This is a genomic window from Comamonas guangdongensis, assembly GCF_041079535.1.
GTDB classification, from domain to species: Bacteria; Pseudomonadota; Gammaproteobacteria; order Burkholderiales; family Burkholderiaceae_C; genus Comamonas; species Comamonas guangdongensis.
The window spans coordinates 13,037-38,626 of record NZ_JBFYGN010000034.1 but is presented as its reverse complement, the minus strand read 5'-3'; the positions used below and the strand labels follow the sequence as shown (position 1 = coordinate 38,626).

The 25,590-nt window shown below is 63.9% G+C and carries 20 protein-coding genes; 8 read left to right on the top strand and 12 right to left on the bottom strand.

Annotated elements, in window-relative coordinates; translation table 11 throughout:
- Positions 1-370 precede the first annotated feature (370 nt).
- Positions 371-2,236: a methyl-accepting chemotaxis protein gene (locus AB6724_RS20230; RefSeq protein ID WP_369340342.1), complete on the bottom strand. Its 1,866-nt coding sequence runs from the start codon at positions 2,234-2,236 to the stop codon at positions 371-373.
- A 215-nt stretch (positions 2,237-2,451) separates the two neighbouring features.
- Here AB6724_RS20230 and AB6724_RS20225 point away from each other — a divergent pair, with 215 nt between their 5' ends.
- The gene (locus tag AB6724_RS20225) at positions 2,452-2,739 is read left to right on the top strand and encodes a YkvA family protein (RefSeq protein WP_439329902.1); all 288 of its coding nucleotides are present in this window, start codon (positions 2,452-2,454) and stop codon (positions 2,737-2,739) included.
- A 98-nt stretch (positions 2,740-2,837) separates the two neighbouring features.
- On the opposite strand, the gene AB6724_RS20220 is transcribed toward AB6724_RS20225, so the two are convergent.
- Positions 2,838-3,695 (bottom strand): fumarylacetoacetate hydrolase family protein, encoded by an 858-nt coding sequence (locus AB6724_RS20220; RefSeq protein WP_369340341.1) that lies wholly within the window; start codon positions 3,693-3,695, stop codon positions 2,838-2,840.
- 48 nt (positions 3,696-3,743) lie between these two features.
- Positions 3,744-4,475, bottom strand: a complete 732-nt coding sequence (locus tag AB6724_RS20215; RefSeq protein ID WP_369340340.1) for a maleate cis-trans isomerase family protein — start codon at positions 4,473-4,475, stop codon at positions 3,744-3,746.
- A gap of 281 nt (positions 4,476-4,756) precedes the next feature.
- Between AB6724_RS20215 and AB6724_RS20210 the strand changes: the two genes are divergently transcribed.
- The 6 genes from AB6724_RS20210 to AB6724_RS20185 all read left to right on the top strand — a co-directional run bounded on the left by AB6724_RS20210 (position 4,757) and on the right by AB6724_RS20185 (position 11,101).
- The gene (locus AB6724_RS20210; protein WP_369340339.1) at positions 4,757-6,067 is read left to right on the top strand and encodes an MFS transporter; all 1,311 of its coding nucleotides are present in this window, start codon (positions 4,757-4,759) and stop codon (positions 6,065-6,067) included.
- A 30-nt stretch (positions 6,068-6,097) separates the two neighbouring features.
- Positions 6,098-7,324 carry a serine hydrolase domain-containing protein gene (locus AB6724_RS20205; protein WP_369340338.1) on the top strand — a complete coding sequence of 409 codons (1,227 nt, stop codon included), beginning with the start codon at positions 6,098-6,100 and terminating at the stop codon, positions 7,322-7,324.
- Positions 7,325-7,332: 8 nt separating this feature from the next.
- Positions 7,333-8,766 carry a dihydropyrimidinase gene (hydA, locus tag AB6724_RS20200; RefSeq protein ID WP_369340337.1) on the top strand — a complete coding sequence of 478 codons (1,434 nt, stop codon included), beginning with the start codon at positions 7,333-7,335 and terminating at the stop codon, positions 8,764-8,766.
- Between the two features lie 20 nt (positions 8,767-8,786).
- Positions 8,787-9,533: an aspartate/glutamate racemase family protein gene (locus tag AB6724_RS20195; RefSeq protein WP_369340336.1), complete on the top strand. Its 747-nt coding sequence runs from the start codon at positions 8,787-8,789 to the stop codon at positions 9,531-9,533.
- Between the two features lie 141 nt (positions 9,534-9,674).
- Complete coding sequence (locus tag AB6724_RS20190) at positions 9,675-10,325, top strand: GntR family transcriptional regulator (protein ID WP_369340343.1); 651 nt, start codon at positions 9,675-9,677, stop codon at positions 10,323-10,325.
- A 257-nt stretch (positions 10,326-10,582) separates the two neighbouring features.
- A complete protein-coding gene (locus tag AB6724_RS20185) occupies positions 10,583-11,101 on the top strand; it encodes a P-loop nucleotide/nucleoside kinase family protein (protein WP_369340335.1) in 519 nt (172 codons plus the stop codon).
- A 20-nt stretch (positions 11,102-11,121) separates the two neighbouring features.
- Here AB6724_RS20185 and AB6724_RS20180 read toward each other — a convergent pair whose 3' ends face one another.
- The 5 genes from AB6724_RS20180 to AB6724_RS20160 all read right to left on the bottom strand — a co-directional run bounded on the left by AB6724_RS20180 (position 11,122) and on the right by AB6724_RS20160 (position 17,236).
- Complete coding sequence (locus tag AB6724_RS20180; RefSeq protein WP_369340334.1) at positions 11,122-12,579, bottom strand: efflux transporter outer membrane subunit; 1,458 nt, start codon at positions 12,577-12,579, stop codon at positions 11,122-11,124.
- Complete coding sequence (locus AB6724_RS20175; RefSeq protein WP_369340333.1) at positions 12,576-13,775, bottom strand: HlyD family secretion protein; 1,200 nt, start codon at positions 13,773-13,775, stop codon at positions 12,576-12,578. The genes AB6724_RS20180 and AB6724_RS20175 overlap by 4 nt, the downstream gene beginning before the upstream one ends.
- 31 nt (positions 13,776-13,806) lie before the next feature.
- The gene (locus tag AB6724_RS20170) at positions 13,807-15,675 is read right to left on the bottom strand and encodes an MFS transporter (protein ID WP_369340332.1); all 1,869 of its coding nucleotides are present in this window, start codon (positions 15,673-15,675) and stop codon (positions 13,807-13,809) included.
- Between the two features lie 6 nt (positions 15,676-15,681).
- Positions 15,682-16,230 (bottom strand): TetR/AcrR family transcriptional regulator, encoded by a 549-nt coding sequence (locus AB6724_RS20165; RefSeq protein WP_369340331.1) that lies wholly within the window; start codon positions 16,228-16,230, stop codon positions 15,682-15,684.
- A gap of 88 nt (positions 16,231-16,318) precedes the next feature.
- A complete protein-coding gene (locus AB6724_RS20160) occupies positions 16,319-17,236 on the bottom strand; it encodes a pseudouridine synthase (RefSeq protein ID WP_369340330.1) in 918 nt (305 codons plus the stop codon).
- Positions 17,237-17,620: 384 nt separating this feature from the next.
- Here AB6724_RS20160 and AB6724_RS20155 point away from each other — a divergent pair, with 384 nt between their 5' ends.
- Positions 17,621-18,310: a hypothetical protein gene (locus AB6724_RS20155; RefSeq protein WP_369340329.1), complete on the top strand. Its 690-nt coding sequence runs from the start codon at positions 17,621-17,623 to the stop codon at positions 18,308-18,310.
- Positions 18,311-18,320: 10 nt separating this feature from the next.
- Here AB6724_RS20155 and dnaE read toward each other — a convergent pair whose 3' ends face one another.
- From dnaE to AB6724_RS20135, 4 genes are all read right to left on the bottom strand, one after another.
- Positions 18,321-21,698: a DNA polymerase III subunit alpha gene (gene dnaE, locus AB6724_RS20150; RefSeq protein WP_369340328.1), complete on the bottom strand. Its 3,378-nt coding sequence runs from the start codon at positions 21,696-21,698 to the stop codon at positions 18,321-18,323.
- Between the two features lie 6 nt (positions 21,699-21,704).
- Positions 21,705-23,087, bottom strand: coding sequence for a Y-family DNA polymerase (locus AB6724_RS20145; RefSeq protein ID WP_369340327.1), 1,383 nt, complete (start codon positions 23,085-23,087; stop codon positions 21,705-21,707).
- Between the two features lie 2 nt (positions 23,088-23,089).
- On the bottom strand, positions 23,090-23,896 hold the full coding sequence (imuA, locus tag AB6724_RS20140) for a translesion DNA synthesis-associated protein ImuA (RefSeq protein WP_369340326.1): 807 nt from the start codon (positions 23,894-23,896) through the stop codon (positions 23,090-23,092).
- Positions 23,897-24,029: 133 nt separating this feature from the next.
- Positions 24,030-25,379: an HD-GYP domain-containing protein gene (locus tag AB6724_RS20135; RefSeq protein WP_369340325.1), complete on the bottom strand. Its 1,350-nt coding sequence runs from the start codon at positions 25,377-25,379 to the stop codon at positions 24,030-24,032.
- Between the last annotated feature and the right edge of the window lie 211 nt (positions 25,380-25,590).

Here is a 25,590-nt window from a genome sequence, read left to right as displayed (position 1 = left end):
CCTCCCTCAATGAGGATAGGACACCAAAACAGTGCGACAGTTCTGTCGGTTCAACAAGAGTTTTTCAACAGAATCGGTCGTGAGCAGTCCTTGGTCACAGGCAGCTACTGGCCAGGAGCCCCTGGCCAAGACATGCCCTTGTTCGACTGCTTCAGGCAGAAGCTCCTCAATAGCTGCCCTGCGAGACTTCAGTTCTGGCTGTGAATTCAAGGGAGTTGGCAACCGACCCGACGCGGTGATTGTGTTGCATTGGCCAGTTGAATCCAACCTCATGATTTTCCCAAGGCCCGGCCTCGGAGGCCAAACCACCAAAGGACTAGCGCTCAATGTGCCTCGATGGGTTGAATTCAGTTCAACTGCGGAAACGGAATTAAATTTCCATCAACACATTAGGGGGACGGGCCTGACCACTGTCGAGCTTGAACACACCCACCGTGCGTGCCAACCTGCCCGTCTGCTGACGCAGGCTTTCGGCCGCTGCCGCGCTCTGTTCGACCAGAGCTGCATTCTGCTGAGTAACATCGTCCAACTGACGCACGGCCTCCCCAACAGAGACAATGCCCTCCCGCTGTTCGGTGCTGGCCCGCGTGATTTCGCCGATCAGGCTACTGACACGCTCGACCTGCTGGACTATGTCACCCATAGTCTTTCCCGCACTGCTCACGAGATTCGCACCCGCTTCGACCTTATTCACGCTGCTACCGATCAAGCCTCTGATGTCCTTCGCAGCCTGGGCGCTGCGTTGAGCCAGTTGGCGAACCTCGCCCGCTACCACAGCAAAGCCCCGCCCCTGCTCTCCGGCACGCGCCGCCTCGACCGCAGCGTTAAGCGCCAGGATGTTGGTCTGGAAAGCCAAGCTGTCGATCACACCAGTGATTTCCGCAATCTGCCGAGAGCCGCTGCTAATCTCTTCCATAGTCGCAACCACCTGCCCGACTACTTGACCACCCTGAGCCGCAACATCGGAAGCATCGCTAGCGAGCCTTTGCGCCTGCTGAGCAGCTTCGGCGCTATGCCGAACATTACCGACCAGCTGCTCCATGGCCGAAGCCGTCTGCTGAAGTTGGCCGGCGGCGATCTCGGTACGCCGCGAAAGGTCTTGGTTACCTGCTTCGATCTCCACTGTGGCTTGCTGGACCGAGTCGCTGCCAGCACGGATCTCGTGCAGGACGGCAGCAATTTTCTCGACGAACCGATTGAAAGCTCCCGCAATTTGCGCCACTTCATCACGCCCATGTACCGGTAAACGGCGACTGAGGTCGCCGTCCCCAGAACCTATTTCCTCCATGGCGTCACGTACTTCGGACAGGCGTCGGAACGCCCGTGCCGTCAACAAACCAACCGCCAACGCAGCGCCCAGAGCCACCAGTACGATGGCGATAGCCGATGTCTGAAGCACATGGCCCAACCCAGCGGTCGCTTCGGCACGATCCAGCACCACAACCATTACCCAGTCCGTGCCGCGCACGGGTTTAGCGCGTAGCAACTTGGGAACGCCGTTGAACTCCAAATCAATCGGCGCATCAGCATGGATCAACGCCGCCACCATCTTTGGCGTGAGCTGATCAGACAGGATGCTGGCTGGTTTGCGTATCAACTCGGCATCAGGATGCGCAAGCAACTGGCCGCTGCCATCAACTACAAAGCCAAAGCTGGAAGGTGTGGGGTGGACTGCCGCAACGACCTCGCGCACTCCGTCGAGAAACACCGCAGCAGAGACCGCGCCAGCCGGTTTGCCATCCCTGAGCAAAGGTGCTGCGAAGGACACCATTGCCTTGCCAGTATTCGCGTCCGCATAGGGTTTGGTCACCAACAGCTTGCCAGCCGACACCGCCTCCTTGTACCAAGGTCGGCTGGTGGGGTCAAAACCCGGAGGAGTCGGTTTACTGGACACGGCCGTCTTGTCTTCCCAACCCGCGGTCACGATTCGGAATCCACCAGACTGCTCAAGCTGTCGCACCACCGTCTTCGCATCACCCTGCCCCAACGCCTCAACAGCAGCCTCAACCATGGCCGCACGCGATGCAACCCATTCATCGACCGCAAGCGCATGGCCGCTGGCAACAGCCGCCAAGTTCTGCTCTACAGCCTCCAGACTGCTGCCACGGACGATGTAATAGGTCGCTCCCCCCGTAAGAGCCAATGCCACCGCCACAATGGCAGTGCAGGACACCAGCATGCGTACACGAAGGCTTGAAAGCAAAGGTAGATGAGTAGAGGTTGTGAAGCGTTTCATACTTGATATTTTTAATTTCGAAATACATTGTTAAGTTTTGATACTCAATGAAACAAAACATCACGGATAAGGAGTGCTGACTTGTAGTCAGCAAATATGTGTGCGCTCTACTAGATTGGGTGCAGTCAGCACCATCAAAGCAGGCAGACTTGCTGAGGGTGGATGCTTAGATCAAACCGTTATCAGCAAGCTGAGCGCCGTGGTATGCGAAGGCTCTGCGACTATTTGTAGTGGTCTATGCACTGAGTCCCATTGATCTGGGTCCTGCCTTCATCCCGGTGCTGGGCTATGTGGATGACATGATTCTGCTGCCCGTATTGATCTGGCTTACGGCCAGGCTGCTGCCATCTAAGGTGCTGGCGCAGTGTCGTGAAGAAGCCGATTTTTGGGTGCAGACAGAGGGCCTCAAGCCGAAAAGCCGGTTCGGAGCCGTAGTGATCGCGGCCCTGTGGCTATCGACAGGAGCCGCAGTATGGAACTGGCACAAGCCGCGTCTGAACTGAACAGGTTCCAAGCTTCAGGCCATGAGCAGATGCACGGACGTGACCGCTTGAAACCTGGTTCGAAAACATACCGGGTGTCAAAAGACGCATGTGAACTGTTAATGCGTTTCGAAGACATCCATACAAACATGCCGCTGCTCACCGAGTCCCTGCGCAGACAGGCGCATTGTGTCTCCAGCCTTGAGAAAAACCGGAGCAGGTTTCTGACCCAGCCCTACACCCGCGGGAGTGCCGGTCAGAATCACATCGCCAGCTTCTAGTGTCATGAATTGGCTGATATAGCTGATGAGCTTGGGTATCCCGGCAATAAGGTTTGCCGTGCTGCTGTCCTGCATGCGCTTGCCGTTGACATCCAATCTAAGCGCAATGCCGTGCGGATCCGTGATTTCATCGGCTGTAACCAGCCAGGGCCCCAGTGGGGCAAAGCTGTCGTGGCTTTTACCCTTGTCCCATGTGCCGCCGCGCTCAGTCTGCCAAGCGCGCTCCGAGATGTCATTGGCCAATACATAGCCGGCGACTTGCGCCAGCGCTCGGTCCTCGCTAACACGCTGTGTTCGGGCGCCCATCACGACACCCAACTCAACCTCCCAATCAACTTTGTGCGCACCCGGAGGAATCTGTATCGCGTCATCAGGACCGCAGATTGCTGTCACAGCTTTCATGAACAGGATTGGTTCATCGGGAGGCTGCAACCCGGCTTCTATCGCGTGGTCCTCATAGTTCAGTCCCACACCAACGAGCTTGCCTACCTGAGCCACGGGACAGCCCAGGCGCGGCGTTCCATCAACCCTGGGCAGGCTGGCCCAGTCTGTATGTCGGATACGGTCCAGCGCGTCAGGACCGAGCTGGCCGGGACCCCAGTCGGGCACCAGGGTCGATGCATCGCGCAGCACACCGTCGTCATCCAGTACGGCCGGACGCTCTGCGCCCGCATTGCCATAGCGAAGAAGTTTCATGATCTTTGTCTCCTAGAAATCAGCTTGGTCCGGCATCCGCCGGCCGCGTCACGCGACCGCGAACAGGCGACCCCAGCCTTGGACTGCGGAAGGATCGCGCCCGGCCGCGCGCAGCATGCCCCATACCGTGGTGCTCACGGTGTCGAGCAGCGGTACGCCCCAGCGCTGCTCTACCTCCGGAGCCAGATGTGCGGCGTGCAGATTGGTGCAATAGGTGACAACGGCGTCGGGTCTGCCTTGCTCGATCACCTCGCCTATGAGTTCCAGCAGTTGCTCTGGTGGCACCAGCGCGAAGCTATGGTTGACCGAGATGTCCAGATGACGGTGCGCCGTGGTTTCGACACCTGCGGCCCGGTAGTTGTTCACGATGCATTGCTGCACGTCCGCCGTGTAGGGGCTGACGATGGCGAGCTTTTTCACCGAGAGCTTCTCCATCAGTTCGTTGAGTGCAAGGATGGCTGTTGTGGCTCTGATGCCCGTGCGCTCCTGGATACGCTGACACAGCTGCACGTCGGCATCAAAGCCGCGCCAGCCCGCGGCCGTGCCGCTCCAGCCGATCACATCGACCTTGGCATCGGCCAGGAGCTCGGCGGCAGCCAGGATTTTGCTGTCGTCAAACTGGTTCATCGCCCCTTCGGCCAACGAAATTTCCGTGACCTTAAAGCGGGAAAAATGGGCTGAACACCGGCCGGCACTGGCAGCCAATGCGCTGGTCAACGGCTCCAGCGCGGTGTTGGAAGAAGGCGTGAGTACGCCCAGGCATGTCGTAGTTGCGGTCATCTTGCTTGTCTCCGTTGTATGTCTAGCCGATGTGGCGACTTGCGCGCATTGTTCATCTTGCCAGATATAACGTCAACAACAGTGTTGACATTAATTTCATCGAATCCACAAAACAGAACACCTTTGAGGCTGCACATCCAGTGAGCAACCTCTTTTGTCCAACAAGGCTTTCCAGCGATGGCTTGCCTTCTAGGTATTTACGATATTGTTGACAATGTTGTTGACACTTAGATTTCGAACTCACATCGAACAACTAATCAACCGATGGAGTGAGACTCGAGATGCAAATCCCCACAACACTTTCCACGCCGCATGCGGCGGCGACGACACCAACCAGGGTGCGCTGGAAGATCTTCTTGATGATGCTTTTCCTGATCGCGATCAACTACATTGATCGCGCATCACTGTCCGTGGCCATGCCCATGATTGCCAAGGAGTTCGATCTCAGCCCTGCCACCCAAGGCCTGCTGATGAGCTCCTTCTTCTGGACCTATGCCTTCATGCAGATTCCGGGTGGCATGCTTGCCGACCGCTTCGGACCGCGCGTCGTGATCGTCTGGTCCACGCTGGGCTGGGGCTTCTTCCAGGCTATCGCCGCAGCCTGCACCGGCTGGGTGTCGCTGTTGATCACTCGGCTGGGCCTGGGTGCATCGGAAGCGCCTATCTATCCAGCCGGCGGCAAGCTCAACGCCATCTGGATGACTCAGAACGAGCGCGGCCGCGGCGCCACGCTGCTGGACGGCGGAGCCCCCCTGGGCGCAGCCCTGGGTGCCCTGATCATTGCCGGGCTGCTGACCCATTTCGATTCCTGGCGCATTTCCTTCGTGGTGGCCGGCGTGGGCACCATGATCGCCGGCGTCTTTGCCTGGTGGTACATCCGCAACCATCCGCGCCAGCACCCCGGCGTCAACGATGCCGAGGCGTCCTATATCGAGCAATCCCATGCGGCCGACTTGGCCGCCGAACCGGCCCATGCCAGCGGCAAGGTGATGGACTTCTTCAAGTACCGTTCGATCTGGGGCATGTTCTTTGGCTGGATGTGTTTCAACGCACTGTTCTACGGCCTGCTGACCTGGATGCCCACCTACCTGTCCAAGGTGCACGGCATGGATATCAAGCAGATGGGCGGCGCCGTGTTCATCATGTTCTTCTCCGGCTTCGTCGGTGAAATGGTCGGCGGCTGGATCGCCGACAAGTGGAAGGCCGCCGGCGCCTCCCAGGCCAAGGTGCTGCGTACGCTGTTCGGCATTGCTTCGGTGATCGCCACCATCGCCATCTACAACGTGGCCCGTTTTAAGGACCCCGTGACCATCGTGATCCTGCTGTCGATAACGCTGTTCTTCCTGCGCTGGTGCGGCCTGTTCTGGTGTGTTCCCTCCATCCTGGGCACCCGCAACCGCGTTGGCTTCCTGGGCGGCGTCATGAACCTGGGCGGCAACTGCGCCGGCATCGGCGTGCCCATCCTGGTGGGCGTCATCGTCCAGGCTACCGGTTCCTACGATATGGCCATGATGCTCTTCGCTGCTGCGGGTGCCGGCCTGTTTGTCTGCTCCTCGATCCTGATCGACTACAGCAAGAAGATCCCGGTCTAAGCACCGCCCCCACCTCGCCTGGACACTTTGATGGAGAGCCCCATGCCCTTGCCCACCTGTCAAGCCTTGACCCTGACCTGCGCCACGGCCATCGCCTCGACCCTGAGCACATACGCCGCCACGCCAGCCAGCAGCAACTCCGTCGCCGTCCAGGCGAGCCCTGATTTCCCTGTCGCCGCCCCCGAGACTGTGGGCGTGGACTCGCGCCCGCTGGTGCAGCTGTCCGAGATGATCCGCAAGGAAAACCTCGACGTGCGCAGCTTCCTCGTCGTCAAGGACGGCAAGCTGATCTTCGAGCGCTACAGCAAGGGCCTGACGCGCAACCACAACTACGAGCTGTACTCCATCACCAAGAACGTGACGGCGCTGGCCGCCGGCGTGCTGGTGGACGAGGGCAAGAGCCGGCTCGACGAGAAGGTGGCGCCCATCCTGACCCAGGCGCGCCCCGACCTCAAGGAAGCCTTGACCGACAAGCAGGCTATCGAGCTGCGCCATGTGCTGTCCATGTCCACGGGCCTGGTCTACAACTTCAAGCCCACGGACGACCCGATCTACTACGGCGCGCCCGATCGCCTGAAGCTGGCGGCCGAAACCACGCCCAAGGTCGCGCCCGGCACGGCCTTTGACTACACCGATGTGAACCCCATCCTGGCCAGCGCCACGCTGGGCGCCGACGCCGGCATGCCGCTGCAGAACTTTGCGGAAGCAAAGCTCTTCAAGCCCATGGGCATGAGCCATTACGCCTGGGAGCGTGCCGACGACAAGGGCCTGGTCTCCTCCGGCTGGGGCCTGCGCCTGCGCGCCGTGGACATGGCCAAGCTCGGCCAGTTGGTCTTGACCGGCGGCCGCTGGGACGGCAAGCAGATCGTCTCCCAGGCCTGGGTGCGCACCATGACCGCCCCCACCTCGGCGCCCTGGTATGGCTATTACTGGTGGATCAACGACATCGTCGCCACCGAACCCGAAACCCACGCCATGGGCTTCAAGGGCCAGTTCATCGTGGTCCTGCCCGAGCGCAATGCCGTGGTGGTCATGACCAGCATGCTGCCCATCGAAGGCGGCCTGCGCGAATCCAAGAACGTGCTGGCCATCCGCCGCATGGTCAATGACTACGTGCTGCCCGCCCTGAGCAACCCGGCCCATGCCAAATCCACGCCCGCCAGCCGCAAAGCCCTGGCGCGCGAACTCGAACTCGCCTCACAACACCAGGGCCAGGCCGAAGCACCGGCCGATCCCACCGACACCCCGAAACTCTGATCTCCAGCATGAAATCCAGCGAATTTGATCTCGTCGTGCGCAACGCGCGCGTCGCCACCGCCAGCGACATCTTTGAAGCCGACATAGCCATCCGCGACGGCAAGATAGTCCAGTTGGGCGCCAACCTGCCCGCCGGCGCCCGCGAATACGATGCGGCCGGCCGCGTGGTCACGCCCGGCGGCATCGACGCCCACTGCCACCTGGACCAGCCCATGGAATCGCCCGTGCGCATGGCCGATGACTTCGACACCGGCACCCGCGCCGCGGCCTGCGGCGGCACCACCACCGTGATTCCGTTCGCCGCCCAGGTCAAGGGCCAGTCGCTGCGCGCGGCCGTGGAGGACTATCACCGCCGCGCCGACGGCAAGGCCCATGTGGACTACGGCTTTCACATGATCGTCAGCGACCCCACGCCAGAGGTCCTGGAGAAGGAGCTGCCCGAGCTGATTCGCGCGGGCTATACCTCCTTCAAGATCTACATGACCTATGACGATCTGAAACTCAACGACGGCCAGATCCTCGACGTGCTGGACGTGGCGCGCAAGCACGATGCCACCGCCATGATCCACGCCGAGAACGCCGACTGCATCCAGTGGCTGACCAAGCGCCTGGAAGCCAGCGGCCGCACCGCCCCGCGCTACCACGCGGTCTCGCGCCCCATGCTGGTGGAGCGCGAAGCCACCCACCGCGCCATTGCGCTGTCCGAACTGGCCGACGTGCCCATCCTCATCGTCCACGTCTCGGGCCGCGAGGCCGTGGAGCAGATCCGCTGGGCACGCTCCCACGGCATGAACATCATGGCCGAGACCTGCCCGCAATACCTGTTCCTGACCGCCGAGGACCTGGGCATTGACGATAGCTACCACGGTGCCAAGTGCGTGTGCAGCCCCCCGCCGCGCAACCAGGCCAACCAGGAGGTAATCTGGAACGGCTTGAACGACGGCTTGTTCACCGTGTTCTCCTCGGACCATGCACCGTTCAACTACGATTCGCCCGAAGGCAAAAAGCCGGGCGGCGAGGAAGTGTCCTTCGGCCACATCCCCAACGGCATCCCGGGCATTGAAACCCGTCTGTCGCTGCTGTACACGCACGGTGTGCTGGCTGGCCGCATGACGCTCAATCGCTTTGTGGAACTCACCTCTACCAATCCCGCCAAGGTCTACGGCCTGCATCCGCGCAAGGGCAGCATTGCCATCGGTGCCGATGCCGACCTTGTGGTCTGGCAGGAAGGCGAACGCGCCATCAGCAACCGCGATCTGCATCACAACGTGGACTACACGCCTTACGAGGGCCACCAGCTCAAGGCCTGGCCCTGTCTCACCCTGTCCGGGGGGCAAGTGGTCTGGGACGGCGAGCAGTTCCATTCCCGCTCCGGCGGCGGCCGCTTCCTCCAGCGCGGTGCGCCCACCTTGCTGCCCAAGCGCCATCAATCCCGGTTCTGAAACTTCAGCACGAGTACGCCATGAAACTGCTCATCATCAACCCCAACATCTCCGAGAGCGTCACCGCCCTCATCGAGAAGGAGGCCAGGCTGGCCGCCGCGGCGGGCACCGAGATCACCATGCTGACCGCGCCCATGGGCGTGGCCTATATCGAGACGCGCTTTGAGGCCATGATCGCAGCCTACGCCGTGGCCGAGCTGGCCGCCGAGCATGCCCACCGGCATGACGCCGTCATCCTGGCGGCCTTTGGTGACCCGGGCCTCGAAGGCCTGCGCGAGGCGCTAGACATTCCCGTGCTGGGCATGACCGAGTCCGCGCTCATGAGCGCCTGCATGCTGGGCAAGCGCTTTTCCATCATCGCCATCTCCAGGCGCATCACCGCCTGGTACCGCGACATGGTGGAGCGCAACGGCCTGGAGGGCCGCCTGGCCAGCATTCGCTGCCTTGATAAGCCGCTGCGCGACATCGGTAGTGTGCAGGATGATCATGCAGCGCGCCTGCAAGCCTTGTGCGAGGCCGCGGTGAGCGAAGACGGCGCCGACGTGCTGATCCTTGCCGGCGCGCCTCTGGCGGGTCTGGCCCGCTCCATCAAGCACCAGTTGCCCGTGCCCGCTGTCGATGGCGTCTCCAGTGCTGTCAACCATGCGCAAAGCCTGGTCTCGCTGGCTCCCGCACCGGCCCGCGCCGGCAGCTTCGCCAAGCCGCCGCGCAAGGATTTCAAAAACCTGCCGCCGGGACTCACGCGGCTATTCGGCAAGCTTCCCTGAAAGCCTCCGGGCCGATTTGTGGCGCGCGGTTATCGACCGGCATGCTGCGCGACACTAGAATTCACTGGCATGTCGACAAAACCCACCTCAAAAGTGAACAATCGAAGCAGCTCCTCCCGATCAGAAATCACCGTGGATGAAATGGCTGCCCGGATTGCCACAGCCATCCACGAGCATCGCCTGCTGCCCGGCACCAAGCTGGGCGAGGACAGGTTGGCCAGCATCTTCAACACCAGCCGCGCCCGTGTGCGCGAGGTGCTGGCCCGCATGGCGCGCGACCAGATGGTGGAACTTTTCCCCCAGCGTGGCGCCTTCGTTGCCAAGCCCAGCATCGACCAGGCGCTGGACGTCTTCGAGGCCCGCCGCCTGATCGAGCCCGGCATCGTGCGCCGCCTGGTCCAGTGCATGGACAGCGCCAAGATGCGGCGGCTGCAAACTCATATCAAGCACGAGCGAGAAGCCCGCGAAAAAGCCGACAAGCGAGCGACGGTGCGCCTGTCGGGCGAGTTCCATGTGCTGCTGGCCGAGCTGGCGGGTAATTCCGCCCTGCTGCGCAGCATGCGTGAGCTCTCCACGCTGACCTGCCTGACGATCTCTTTGTATGAGTCTGCCGTCAACACCTGCTGCCTGGTGGACGAACACGAGGCCGTGGTCAACGCCATCGCAGCCGGCCATAGTGAGCAGGCTGAACAGCTGATGCTCAACCATCTGGATCATATTCAGGGCAGCTTGCGTCTGGAGGCCGATGCTGATGAGGCAGATTTAGAGCAGATCCTGGGAGATTCTCTATGAGCAAGAACTGCAACTGGCTCTGGACCGGATTCAAGGCCAGAAGCTGAAAATGACACTCAAGGCTGTAGCTGTTATCGATGAATGAGGCTTTGCGTGCCAAGCTCACGCTGGAGCAGGCTATGGCGGCAGGGACGGTTGTCAGGGGTGCATTTACTTGCAATACCGATCGCTGATGAGCTTGCAAGCAAGATACTTGCAAATAATCTTTACTTATCAGCCACTTACGACGGAGGTAAATTTACATGGAACCTTGCACCATGGACGCCAGCCCTAGGGCGCCGGCCGCCGCTTCCACCACCACGGGCACACTGCATCTAATGTGCGGCAAGATCGCCTCGGGAAAATCGACGCTTGCCAGGCAGCTTGCGCAGAGCCCTCACACCATTTTGATCAGCGAAGACGGCTGGCTGGCACAGCTGTACCCCGAAGAACTGCAAAGCGTGGCCGACTATGTGCGGCTGTCGGCAAGGCTGCGCCTGGCCGTGGCCGCGCACATCGTGTCGGTGCTGCGGGCCGGCAGTTCGGTGGTGCTGGACTTCCCCGCCAACACGGTGCAGACCAGGGCCTGGGCGCGCAGCATCTTCGAGCAGGCCGAGGCCGCCCACGTTCTGCATCATCTGGATTTCTCGAACGAGATCTGCAGATCGCGGCTGCAGGCGCGCAATCGGAGCGCAGAGCATCAGTTCCAGGCCACGGACGCGCAGTTCGGCGCGATTACCCGGTACTTCGTCCCGCCCTCACCCGAGGAAGGCTTCAACTTGGTCGAGCATCGCTAGCCGGCCGGCGCAGCTGGCCGCTAGACAGGTCCTTCGGAGCGTTGCCAGCCGCCGCCCAGTGCCTGGTACAGAGCCACGGCGTTTTCCAGCTGCGACTGGCGCAGGCGCAGCACCTCCTGCTGCACGGCAAACAGATTGCGCTGGGCGTCGAGCTCCTCCAGATAGCTGGCGTAGCCGGCTTCGTAGCGGTCCTTGGCAAAGCCCAGACTGCGCTCCAGCACCTTCTCGCGCTCCCGGGCATGCTGCCACTGGCTTTGCAGCAGCTGGTTGCCGACCAGCGCCGTTTCCACCTCGGCCAGGGCCTTGATGACCACGCCGCGATAGGCATAGGCCGCCTGGTCGCGCTGGGCCGTGGCCGCATCGAACTGGCCCTGGAGCCGTCCGCCGCTGAACAGCGGCGCGAGCACGCTGCCCCCTATGCTCCAGACCTTGGCCGGACTGTAGTCCAGCGCATTGATGAGCAGGCTGCCTAGATTGGCGTTCAGGCTCACCTGGGGCAGGAAGGCCGCGCGCTGGGCGGCCAGATTGCTGTCGCTGGCGGCCAGCTGCAGCTGGGCCCGCACGATGTCCGGGCGGCGCTCCAGCAGGCTGGAAGGCAGGCCCGGCGCGGGCAGTGCCGGCAGCTCAATCGTATCCAGCATGGCGGTGCCGCCGTGCAGCGTGGTCTGCATCAAGGCTCGCGCCTGCTCATCGCCCCCACCGCCCGCCAGCTGCATCAGCGCAATGCGCTGTCGCTCCAGAGCCAGCGACAGTTGCTCCACCGACTGCTTGACGCTTTCCAGCTCGGCCAGCGCCTGGCTTTGCTGCAGCTGGGAGATATACCCCACGCGCACCTGATCGTCGGCCAGGCGCACGGCGTTCTCGCGCGAGCCCACGGTGGACTGCGCCACGCCAAGCTGCGCCTGCAGCGAGCGCAGGCCAATATAGGCCTGGGCCGTGGTGGCCGCAACCGCGAGCCGCACGGCATCGCGGTCGGCCTGGCTGGCCTGCAGACGCCTGTCTGCCGCCTGGCTCAGCTGGCCCAGCCGGTCCCAGAGGTCCAGCTCCCAACTGGCCTGCAGCACGGGCTGGGCCGAGCGCACATGGACCATCTGCCCGGTCCGGCTGCTGAGGCTGCGGTTGGCCGCTGCGGGCAGGCTGGCCGAGACCTGGGGCATGGCCGCCGAGCCCGCCAGCTCCAGATTGGCGCGGGCCTCGTCCACGCGCGCCATGGCGGTGAGCACATCGTTGTTGCGAACCAGGGCCAGCTCCACCCAGCGGCCCAGTTCGGGGTCGCCAAACGCCTGCCACCACAGCGCCTGCACGGCCGGCGCAGCGGCGCTGCCGCCGTCCTGCGCCCAGCGCTCGGGCATGGCCGGCCTGGCGCTTTCCGGCGCCTGGGTCAGGGCCGGCAGGCTGCAGCCGGTGAGCAGCAACGCCGCCAGAGCGGTTGCGGCCAGCGCGGGGCGATGTGCAAAAAACTTTTCGCTGCGGCTCATGGCTTGGCCTGCGCTGTGGCGCCCGACGCCCCATGGCCCGCAAGCGCATGCTGAGCGAGCTGCAGTTGCTGCGCGGTATCCAGGCGCACTATCACCGACATGCCGGGGCGCAGGCGCGCGGCCAGTTGCTGGCCCGCGTCGATAGAAATCTTGATCGGCAGACGCTGCACGACCTTGGTGAAATTGCCCGTGGCGTTATCGGCCTTGAGCACGCTGAACTCGGAACCCGTGGCCGGCGCCAGCTCCAGCACATGGCCCTGGAGCTGGACTCCGCCCAGCGCGTCCACGCTGAAGCTCACGGCCTGGCCGACCTGCACCCGGGCGGTTTGGGTTTCCTTGAAGTTCGCCACCACCCAGAAGGTCGGCGGCACTACATACATGAGCTGGGTGCCCGCGGCCACATACTGACCCTTGCGCACCGAGACCTCGCTGACCTGGCCGTCGCTGGGCGCATAGACCATGGTGTTGTCCAGATTGATCTGGGCCTGGCGCAGCTGAGCCTCGGCCATCTGTACCTGGGCCTTGAGCGAGTCGCGGCCCACGGTCGTGGCCTTGATCTTTTCCTGGTTGATCTCGATATCGGCTTCGGCCCTGGCCACATTGGTGCTGGCCAGGCGCGAGGTGGCGCGCACCTTGTCGCGCTCGTTGAGAGACACGGAGCCGCGCTCGGCCAGCTCCTGCACGCGCTGGAGTTCGGCCTGGGAGCGTTCGGCCTCGGCCTGCACCGCCGCCAGGCCCGCGCGGCTGGCGGCCAGCGCCGCACGGTTCTGCGCCTGGGTCTGGTCGGCATTGGCCAGCTGGGCCCTGGCATTGGCCAGCTGAGCCTCGGCCTGGGCCAGCGAGGCCTCATAGCTGCGGCGGTCTATGCGCGCCAGGGGCTGGCCGGCCCTGACCTGCTCGTAGTCCTTGACCAGCACCTCGGTCACATAGCCGTTGACCTGGGGCGCCAGCACGGTGACCGCACCGCGCACATAGGCGTTGTCGGTGCTGACCACCGAGCTGTTGAAGGGCCAGAGATTCCAGGCGCGCAGCACCAGCAAGATGCCGGCCAGAGCCACCACGGCCATGATGAGCACGCTGCGCAGCGAAGGCTGGATTTTCTTGGGTGTGGGAGGCAGGGCCGCAGGCGCCGCCGCCGCGGGGGCCGAGGCCGGTGCCGCCGGTGCGGCGGCGGCTTGATTTTGACTGTCGCTCATGCTCGATCTCTTGCTGTTATCCGTTGGAGTTCTATGCCGGTCGCTGGGGTACCGCAGCTTTGCTGCCGTCTGCCGGCGCGGCTGGTTCCGCTGCGCTCTCCTGCGCGTCTTCGCGCTGTGGCGTACCGTCCGTGGCCGCCGCGACCGCAGCTTGGTCGCTGCTTTGCCGCGTCATGGCCCGCAGCATGGCCGCGGCCTGGCGCACGCGGGCCGAGGCGCCCAGGCTCCAGAGCAGATACAGCAGCGCAATCGCCGCCGTGAGCGCGAAGACATCGTTGTAGGCACGCACGCTGGCCTCGCGCCGCACCAGCTGGGACAGCTGCAGCGTGCCCTGGTTGACGCGCATGCCCGGGTCCACCGTCACCTTGCCGTAGATCTGGTTCTGGAGCTTGAGGCGCTCGGCCACCACCGGGTCGCTGGGGTCGATCTGCGCCACCAGCGCCACCGAGTACACCTGCTGGCGATGGGTCTGATAGGTGCTCAGCAGGGCCGAGCCCAGCAGACCGCCCATGGCCTGGGTCATGGAGATCGTGACGATGGCCGTGAGCATATGGTTGGGGCCGTGCTTCAGCCCCTGGATGATGCCGGTCAGCATCAGCGACCCCATGAAGATCCCGGCACCCACGGCCAGCAGGAACTGGCTGCAGAAGAAATCGGCCGGCCGGTCGAGGCTGGTGCGGTGCAGGTCCAGAAACGCCGCCGTCGCGAACAGTGCAATCGCCGCCAGAATCTGCCTGCCCATCTGCGGCACCCCAAAAGTGATAGCTGACAGCACAACACCGACCAGGGTTCCACCCAGAATCACGCCGAAAAGCGGATGCATCTGGTCGGGCGTCATGCCCAGGCTGCGCATCAGCCCCACCATGCCATAGGTCTGCTCGGTGGTCAGAAAGCGCAGCAGCACGGCGCCCAGCACGAAGCGGATGGTGGGCATCTGCGCGAACCAGCGCGTGTGCAGCATGGGATGACGGCGGTGATGCTCGATATAAAGCGCCACGCTCAGCAGCACGATGGCGCCCACCAGCATCCAAGCCAGCCGCGGCGAGTCCAGCCACCACAGCGAATAGCCTTGCACCAGCACCGCAATCAGCAGGCCCAGCCCCGGCACCATGAGGCAGAAGGTGAGGAAGTCCAGCTTCTCGAAAGCCTGGATATACATGCCGGGCGGCAGCTTCAGCGTGACGACGGCCGCAAACGACAGCAGGGCCAGCCCGGCCTCGAAAAGATAGAGGTTCTGCCAATCGCTGTTGTAGAGCAGGCCCGGCGAGATGATCCAGGCCAGCGGCGTGGCCAGCTGCCCCACCCCTACGCCCAGCACCAGCATCTTCAGCACATAGCTGCGCGGCGCGGCCTGCAGCATGTACAGCGTGCTCAGGGACGAGCAGGTCGCCGCGGCCAGGCCGCTGCCGGCACGCAGCAGAATCAGGCTGTCGTAGCCGCCCAGCACCAGATGCAGCAGGCAGAGCATGGCATAGGCGCCGAGACCGATCTCGGCAAACAGCCGCATGCCGAACTGCTGGCGGAACTTGTAGACCAGCAGATTGGCCGTCATATTGAACATCACATAGGCGCCCGAGAGCCAGGCGGCTTCGGTCGCGGTCAGCCCCATCTGGCCCTGGATGGTCGGCAGATTGGCCGAGAACAGCGCATTGCCCAGGCCGCCGGTGAGCGCGATCAGCACCGCGATCAGGCCATAGCAGAGCCGCACCCAGGGGTGGTGATAAGGCATGGCCGGCGAGCCCGGCAGGGCTGGCTTTTCATGCTCGGCCCAGTCGGGCGGGCGGCGCAGCAGGATGACCGGAGCCTGGGGAATGGCGGGAGCCGCGCTGCTCGCGGAGCCGGCTGCCGGCGCCGGGGCTCCTGTATTGCCCGCCTGGGCTTGTGCGGCAGCCTGGCTCATGCTCTATCAGGCCTTGAGTCCGTCCAGAATGATTTGCAGCGCGCGGCGGGCCAGCTGTTTGCGCTGTGCCGGCGTCTCGCCGCGCAGCGCGCCGCCGAGCATGCCGAAGATCAGGGACAGCTCCTTGGCATTCAGCGGCTGTTTGCACAGGCCCTTGGCCGCGGCGCGCTTCATGGGCTCCTCGAATACCGTCCACATTTTCTGGCGCGCCTGGGCCACGACTTCGTCGCCGCGCTCGACCGCACGCCAGTAATCGACCAGCGTGGCCGAGACCGCAATGCGTTCCGCGACCATGGCCAGCAGCTTGAAGAAAGCCTCGTCGTCGTCGCGCAGATCCTGGGCGGCCTTGCGCGTTTTGTCCACGGAGCGCTCCAGCAGCGCCAGCATGATGGCGCGCCGGTCGGGGAACTGGCGGTACAGGGTGGCGCGGCCGACCTGGGCGCGCTCGACCACCAGGTCCAGCGGCGCCGTTACCCCATGTTCGGCAAACACGGCATCGGCCGCATCCAGCAACTGGGCGCGGCGTTCGGCGGCGGAAGGACGGGGTGGACACATGGCCGCCATTATCGGACAAATTTGTCCGATTTTGCGAAAAGCTTCGCGTTCCCCCTGTGCAGGACAGGGGCGTCACCGCGCCGTCACCTCAGGCCTCGGGCAGGGACTCGAGGCTGCGCCGGCTCAGGAATTCGCGCTGCACTCCGTTCAGCGGATCGACAAAAGCCAGGCTGCGCGCCAGCAGCTGCAGCGGCCGGGAATAGTCGCCGGGCTCCGGGTCGTTGACCTCGGGATAGAAAGCGTCGCCCCTGAGCGCCAGGCCCAGCGCCGCCATATGCACGCGCAGCTGATGGCGCTTGCCGGACACGGGGGTGAGCCGGTAGCGCGCCCAGGCCGCGTTGTGCTCGATGATTTCCATCAGCGTGCGGCTATTGGGTTCGCCCGCAACCTCGTGCATGCGGAAGAAATGTCCGCTTTCCTCCATGCGGCTTGCATGCTCGCGCGGAAACAGCAGGTCCGGGCGGTATGGCGCCACGGCCTCGTAGACCTTGTGGATGGCCCGGTCCCGGAACAGCGCCTGGTAGATGCCGCGGGTCGCGCGCTGCACCGAGAACACCACCAGGCCCGCCGTGTCGCGGTCTATGCGATGGATCGGCGACAGCTCGGGCAGATCGAACTCGCGCTTGAGCCGCACCAGCAGCGTGTTCTGCAGATACTGGCCGGCCGGCACCACGGGCAGGAAATGCGGCTTGTCGGCCACCAGCAGATGCTCGTCGCGCCAGAGGACTTCCGCCTCGAAAGGGATGGGAGGCTCGGCCTCCAGCTCGCGGTAGTAGTAATAGCGCAGGCCCGGGGTGAAACACGCGCCCGGCTCCGCCCGCTCTCCCGTCTCGCTGACCACCTCGCCCGCGCCCATGCGGCGCAGCCAGTCGGCACGGCCGACCGCGGGCAGGCGCGCACAGAGGAAATCGATCAGCAAACCCTGGCCCTGGCTGGGCAGGACCACGCAGCTGGGGCTGACTCCGTCGCGCAGCGGCAGGACCTTGGGATCGTGAGAGTTATGCATGGCGCGGGATTTTAGTGCCCAGCTATATGCCCGCCCTCCACCCAGGACTCGCTCCGGCCGTCGTTCATTTCCCGCACTCTGGCCATCTCGCCGCCCTCTGGTGAGAGTGCCGGGCCTTCCTTGCTCACAGACCAGCCATGCTGGAATCACGGAATTTTTGGACTGAGGGCGAAACTCTGAGCAGACTCATGCTTTTCAATATTCAAGAAATTCATCAGCCCCGGTTCAGCGCCGTTCTTGCAGCTGCCGACAAATCAAAAAACCACTCATGCTGCAAATTTTCTGCATCTGCAGACGCACCCCTCATACCGACACCTTTTGCAAGGTAAACTTCCAAAATCCATCATTTTTTTGATGACACATTTCACTCATTCCATATAAATCATGAGCATATGTTTTGAAGGATTTCTTGGGAAAGAAATCCAAAATATCGAAACCAGATTGATTGAAGAGTTTTCATCATTGGGTTTTCATATTGAAATTCATCCCGATGTGAATTTGCTCGATTCAAAAAATTTCGATGTACTTCATATCAAGGTAAACAAAACTCCAGTCTGTTTGAAAAGAATTTCACCCGCCACTCCATTGCTAGTGAGCTTTGGGTATTACTCAAAGAGGAGAGATGCAGCGCTGCAGACCGAGGAAGGAGATCCTCCGCGTCGCGTCCGGAAGTATTCTTACCGGATTTCAACAAGAACCTCTGCAGGAAGATCATTCTCTGCAGTGCATATGCAGGCGCTAACAGTTGCCGTTCTCGCCAAGATAAGCAACGGTCGATTCCATGGTGATGACGATGCAGAAGCTGTCTCTGGATCTGCAGGGTTGCAAAAAATAGTTGATGAACTCCACAATACATCCGATATATTTTTTGACAGCAATGCTTTTCCATTTGAGTCATGGCCTTCTCTGGGAGAGGACTCAAATTTCAAATATCCAGAAATAATTAATAAAACATTGAAAAATACCCAAGAAGGGATTTTTCATGTACCACACAAAAGAAAAATCAATATAAATTATTCATATCTATTTTTTGGCTTTATATTTTTGTATTTTTTAATAGCCACCATTATTTAATCATGATTTCTCAATGAAAATCCCGGCTATTCAGGCCCACTTCGACAAAGCGCCCAAGCCAGCGCGTCATATTCCTGGCCTTCAGGACTACCAGATGATGAGCAGCCGGCACCCTGTCAGCCTGGGCCGGAGGCAGTTCTCCCTCTAGTTCCGCGGCCTCCAGCTGCGGCGCGCTGCTGCTCTGCCAGATGCCTTCCACGGCCAGCAGGCGCGATGCCAGCAACGGCGCCTGCCAGCGCGCAAAGCTCTGGCTCCAGACCACCAGATTGATGACCCCGGTTTCATCTTCCAGCGTGATGAACAGCGTGCCATTGGCCGTGGGCGGACGCTGGCGCACGGTGACGATGCCGCAGGCCCTGACCTTCTGGCCGGGCAGCATCTGGCGCAGCTCCACGGCAGTGCGCAGGCCGTGGCGGACCAGCCCGGGGCGCAGCAAGGCCAGAGGATGGCGGCGCAGGCTCAAGCCCGTGGCCGCGTAGTCGAACATGATTTCCTCTCCTTCCTTGGCCGGCGGCAGCACCAGGCGCGGCTCATGGATGGGCACACCGGCGAACAGCGGCGGCAAGACCGCCTGGGCCGCCGCGTCCCACATCTGCTGGCGCCTGTGGCCGGCAAGACTGCGCAGCGCATCGGCCGCGGCCAGGGTTTCGATATCCGCCTTGTCAAGCCGGGCCCGGAGCGCCAGATCGGCCACATCGGCCCACGGAGCCTGCGCCGCCTGCTCCTCGATGCGCAGCGCGGCGGCCTGGCCCAGTTTCGCGACCCGGTTCAGCCCCAGGCGTACCGCGGGCTGGGGCAGCGCCACCCCGCGTATGGGGGCCAGCGGTTCTTCCAGCGTGCAGCACCAGCGGCTGTGGCAGACATCGACCGGTAGCACGCGCACGCCATGGCGGCGCGCATCCTGCACCAGCTGTGATGGCGAGTAAAAGCCCATGGGCTGGGCGTTGAGCAGGGCCTGCAGAAAAACCGCGGGCTCGTGGCGCTTGAGCCAGGCGCTCGCATAGGCCAGCAGGGCAAAGCTGTAAGCATGGCTTTCGGGGAAGCCATATTCGCCAAAGCCCAGCATCTGCTGAAAGATGGCCTGGGCGAACTCCAGACGATATCCGTGCGCGAGCATGCCGCCTATGAGCTCGTCCTTGAAGCGGTGCACGCCACCCTTGCGCTTCCAGGCCGCCATGGAGCGGCGCAGCTCATCGGCCCTGCCCGCTGAAAAGCCTGCGGCCTCGATGGCGATCTGCATCACCTGCTCCTGAAAGATGGGCACGCCCAGCGTACGCTGGAGCGCTTTTGCTAGCTCCGGCTTCTCCAGCCTCAGCGCCAGCCCCCTGCGCTCGCGTTCGCGCGACAGCAGATAGGGGTGGACCATGCCGCCCTGGATCGGCCCGGGCCGCACGATCGCGACCTCGACCACCAGGTCATAGAACTTGCGCGGCAGCAGGCGCGGCAGCATGCTCATCTGGGCACGGCTCTCGATCTGGAAAGTGCCCACGGTATCGGCCTCGCAAATCATGGCGTAGGTCGCGGGGTCGTCCGGCGGTATCTGGTGCAGCTCCCAGGGCTCGCCGCGCCAGCGGGCCCGCTCGTCGAGTGCATTTCGCAGCACGGTGAGCATGCCCAGGGCCAGCACATCGACCTTGAGCAGACCCAGCACATCCAGATCGTCCTTGTCCCACTGGATGACGGAGCGATTCACCATGGCCGCGGGCTCCACGGGCACCAGGCGCGTGAGCCGGCCCTCGGTGAGCACAAAGCCGCCCACATGCTGGCTGAGGTGGCGCGGGCAGTCCTTGAGCTGCCAGGCCAGCTCCACCCACAGGCGCAGGCGCAGCGGGGACTCGGCGCAGGCCTTTTCCTCGGCCAGCACCTGGGCCTCCTTGAATTTGCGCTCCACCCAGTCTTCGGGCAAAGCCTCGGGCGCCTCCGCGCCATCGCCCGGCTCGGCCTTCCCGGCCTGGGCCTGGGCATGCTCGCTGAACCAGTACTGTCCCTTGGCCAGGGCATCTATCAGCCCCGCAGGCAGGCCCAGCGCCTTGCCCACATCGCGCAGCGCGCTGCGGCTGCGCCAGCAGCTGACCACGGCCGTGAGCGCGGCCCGGTCGCGCCCGTACTTGCCGTAGATGTACTGAATGACCTCTTCGCGCCGCGCATGCTCGAAGTCCACATCGATATCGGGCGGCTCGCTGCGCTCCTTGCTGATAAAGCGCTCGAACAGCAGATGGTTGCCCTCGGGGTTCACCGCCGTGATGCCCAGGCAGTAACAGACCGCAGAATTGGCCGCCGAGCCGCGCCCCTGGCACAGAATGCCGACGCTGCGCGCATAGCGCACGATGTCGTGCACGGTGAGAAAGTACATCTCGTACTTCTGATCCGCGATCAGCGCCAGCTCAATGCGCAGCTGATCGCGCACTTTCTCGGGAATGCCCTGCGGATAGCGGCCCGCCGCGCCCTCCCAGGTCAGCCAGGCCAGGGTCTGGGTGGCCGTCATGCCGGGCAGCACGCTTTCCTGCGGATAGTGGTAGCGGATCTCGTCGAGGCTGAAGCGGCAGCGCTCGGCCAGGGCCAGCGTCGCCTCCAGCAAGGCCTTGGGATAGAGCGCGGCCAGACGCAGGCGCGAGCGCAGATGCCGCTCGGCATTGGGCTGCAGCGCAAAGCCGCACTCGGCCACCGTGCGGCCCAGGCGGATGGCCGTGACCACATCCTGCAGCGGCTTGCGCGAGCGCGCATGCATATGCACATCGCCGCAGGCCAGTAGCCGCAGGCCCAGCGCGGCGCCCGCCTGCTGCAGGGTCTGCAGCCACAGGCTGTCATCGGGCGCCAGATGCAGCTCCACCCCCAGCCATGCGGATTTCGGCTCCAAACATGCCACAGCCCTTGCCAGGCTTGCGGTGACAGCTTCCAGATCCGAAGCATCCAGCGCGCTGCGCTGCGGCAGCAACAGGCATTCGCAGCCCTCCTGCAGCAGCGACCAGGGGCTGATCTCGTCCACCATATATTCACCCTTGGCCGCGCGGCCGCGCGCGGCCGTGATGAACTCGCAGAGATTGCCCCAGCCCTGCAGATCGCGCACCAGGGCCACGATGCGCAGCGCCCCCCAGGCGAACTCGCTGCCGTGGATCAGATGCAGGCCGCAGTCCCGCGCCGCCTCATGGGCGCGCACGGCACCGGCGACCGAGCACTCATCGGTGAGCGCCAGCGCCGCATAGCCCAGGCTTTTGGCGCGGTGCACCAGCTCGGCGGGCGCCGAGGCGCCGCGCAGAAAACTGAAGTGCGAGAGGCAGTGCAACTCCGCATAGGCCAGCGGCCCCCGGCCCATGCCTTGGGCCATGGGGGTGGCGGGCGTCGCGGCCGGCGGCGGCGCAACGGCGATGGGCGCAAGTGCTTCAACCATGGTCGACTACCCGTAAACACCCTGGGCGAACCAGCTCGCGGGGCTGGGCGCGGCGGCCAGTAGCTGCGAGCGCGAGCGCTCGCGGTAGATCCAGACATGGCCGACTACCTCGTTATAGGCCACGAAATAATCGCGCACGGCCAGCGCTTCGGTCCCGTCCCACCAGCCCGATTCCAGCCGGTAGGGCCCGGCACGCAGCTGCAGCGGCCCATGCCAATGCGGGCGGTTGGCCTGCACGGCCAGCGCCTCGGGCTCCGGCAGCAGCCAGGGCGGCCACAGCGCCTGCCAGGGGTCGGCGCAGCCGTTGACTGGCGTAGCCGGCCGCTTTTTCCGCAGCCAGGCCGCCGCGCTCTGCCAGCATTGCATGGCCTCGGGCCTATGGTCGGCGCAGGGCTCGACCTGGCGCACGGCATCCTCGCCCCAGCGCGCGCCGATGCGCTCCACCCACTCATGCCAGGCCAGGCTGTTGGGGTGGTCCGCCGCCCCGCCCTCGGCAGGCAGACAGCTCAGCGGCATGGCCGCCCAGGGCACGGTCTCCAGCGCCTGCAGCTCCAGCATGTCCACCGGCGCACGCCAGCGCAGCCGGCCCAGATGTTCGCGCAGCAGGCGCTGCAGATGCTCCATGCCCTGGGTGGGCTGGGCGGTGCGTATGCAGAGCTCATCCCAGGCCGGCAGCTCCTGCCCGTCCACCCGGCGCAGGTCATGGTGCCAGCGCAGCTGCAAGGCCAGCACCGCATGGTGACGGGCCTGGAGCCAGAGCTGCAGCGTGCGCAGCAGGGGCTGGGCGGACTGCAGCACCGCCTGCGCACTATGGGCCGGGTAGCCCAGGTCGTGGCGCAGCGCAAACCGCTGAGGCAGCTGCAGCCAGTCCAGCGGCTGGGGCAGCAGGCCGTAGGCCTCGTCCAGCACCCGCAAAGGCTTGCTGCCTATGCGACGCGACAGCCCAGCCCGCGGCAGTGCGCGCACATCGCCCCAGGTCTGGCAGCCCATGCGCTGCAGCACCGCGCTGTGCTCCTGCAGCGCCCTCAGAGTCCATAGCGGCAGCGCATCGGCGGGAATCGGCCCGGACTCTGCCAAGCCCTGGGCTGCGCGCTGCTGCGCCAGCCTGAGCCGGGCCAGCGCCAGCCAGGCCGTGGCGCCCTGCGCCCGGACCGGCTGCTCCGCGGCAACGGTGCAAGCCCGGGCAAAAGCCTGCTCCAGCCGCTTCAGCATGGGCTGCAAACCGCCCCAGAGGCGCTGCACCATGCCGGTCTCCAGCAGCAGCGCGTCCTCGAGCAGGACCACGCGCGGCGAAAACTCCAGCGCCCACCAGCAGGCGCTGGCGGGAGTCGGTTCCTGCTCGGCCAGCAGCGCGGCCGGCCAGGCGATCCAGTGGGTATTGCCGGACATGCTCACACCGCCATGGATTGCGCTGCGGCCAGCCGGCCCTGCATGAGCAGCGCGGCCTCCGCGCTCTGGCCGGCGCGGCGCGCGGCCTGGGCCTGCAGCACGGGAGCCCAGGCCCATTGCGCCAGCGATAGCGGCACCGGCTTTTCCAGGGCCGGCCCGCGGCGTTTGAGAATCTGCAGCTGCAGCTCTTGCTGACCAGCGCCGCTCTGGCCGGCCCTGAGCAGACGCAGGCGCAGGGTCGCGGGCGAGCTCTGCTGCTCGGCGGCCAGCCCCTGCCACAGCCACATGGGCCGGGCCTCGGACGCTGCGGCCAGCTGCAGCCGGCGCAGCGCCGGCACGGGCAGATCCGGCAGCCAGGCCAGCACCGCCAGCACATCGCGGCAATGCAGGGCCTGCTCGCAGGCCCAGGCCAGCTCCTGCGCCGCCAGTCCCTGCGGCCGCTGCACGCAGCACAGACGCCGGGGTTCTATGCCCGCGGCCTGCAGGGCCGGTGCAAACGGCAGATAAGGCGGTGCGACCAGCACCAGTTGCCCCGCGCGCTGGCGCGCCTGCCGGGCCAGTGCCGGCAGCAGCAACGCCCATTCGGCATGGGTGTGCGGCGGCTGCTGCACCTGCACCAGCGCATTGCCCGGCCAGCCGCCGCCGGGCAGCTCGCGATCCAGCGCCGCATATCCCGTGGGCCAGGCCCTGCAATCCCCTCTTTCATGCCAGTCCGAGCCGCGCCAGACCCCCGCCGGCATGGCGGCCGCAGCCCATCCTCCAGGCTCCTGGCGGGAAGGCGGCAAGGTGACGGAAGAGATGGTGGACATGCAAAAATCTCGACAACTGTACAAATATACAGTTATTCAACTTTTACAGCCAGCATGGGCTTATTGACATCCCGGAAACGAAAAACGCCGGCTAGGCCGGCGTTCGATCAAGAGACAGAGAGTCCCAGGCCGCTCAGGGCGTTGGGGCCATCGACCTGCTCGAGGGAATCTGCATGCAGGCCTCGCACCATTGGACCACGGCCGCGTCCACGGGGTTTTCGCGCAGGCTGACGGACGGCCATTGCTGCAGGCATTTGTCAACAATGGATTGCAGCTGCCAGAGCGCCTCTCGGTGCACGAGAGCCAGTTCCTTCAGTCCCTGCACATCGTCCCTGAGACAGCTCAGCAGATCGGTCTGCTGATCGGGGTGCGCGCCCGCCTCGGCCAGCTGTTTTTGCAGCTGGCCCACGCCGCTATCCACAAAGGCTGCGGCCTGATGGTCGGGCATGCTTTGCCACAGCGCGGGAAACCCCTGACTGAGCGTCCCCCACATCTGGAATGCCGCGGACAGGGCATTCACGCTGTGGCCGACCTCGGCCTGCAGCGGCTGCAAAGGCGTGCCCGGCGTGATTTCGTCGTACAGCAGCGGCAGGATGATACGCACCAGATGCGCGGGATAGCGCTGATGGTTCATGCGCAGCATGAGCGACAGACGCTGACCCGGCATTTCCGGGAATTTCTCGAAGAAGGCGGAGATGACCTCGGCCAGCATCAGTATCTGGCCCATGGACGAGATATGCCGGCCCTGCACGCCGCGCGGATAGCCCGAGCCGTCCATGCGCTCATGATGTTCGAGGATCGCCAGCTCCACGGCCTGCGAATAGGTTTCGGCGCTACGCACCATCAGCATGGAGGTCACGGAATGCGCCACCAGTTGCCTGCGCTCCTCACTGGTCAAGCGGTAGCTGGCATCGGTCCAGGCCGGATCCATGTGCAGCATGCCCATGTCGTGCAGCAAGGCAGCCGTGGCCAGCGACACGCAGTCGCGCTCCGTTTTGCCGCTTTGCAGCCCCAGATAGATGGCCACCAGGCTCATCTGCAGGCTGTGGAGGAAGAGCTCGTTGCGCTGCTCACGCATCACCGTGAGCTTGAAGGCGATGCGGGGCTCCAGCACGATGCTCCGGATCGGCGCCAGCAGGCGCTCTTCATCTCCCAGAACGAGCACCAGCCGCTGTATCAGCTCCACCGTCCCGCACTGCGCCTGGGCCGTGGCTTCCAGCTCGGCCACGTCGACCAGGTGGTTCGTGCTCAGATGCCAGTCCACCGGATAGCGCAAGGGATACAGGGCCAGGCGCTCGTACATGCGGCTGTCGATACGGGTCCCCTTGTCCACGAGCTTGATGCCCTTGTGCGTATAGATGGCCTCGTTGGTCATCACCAGGCAGTGATCGGCCATGTCGGTGACGGCCCGCAAATAATGCACACCCTCATCGCGCCACTCGACGCTCGCTGGTTGCGGACTTTGCGCCATCTTCTCGTTCATCAATCTTTCCCAAGGCTTTGTACGTATCGTAGTTTCGTACACAAAATACACATAATTATCAATTGATTACATATAAGACAATCTGAGAAAGATCGAAATTCCTGGCTATTTTGCACATCAAACAGCGGCTCCACCCCCTAGCAGCAAGCGCTGGCAGCTATCAAATTCATTTCTCGCGGCAATGCTGGTAGATACCCTGAATAGCAGCCAG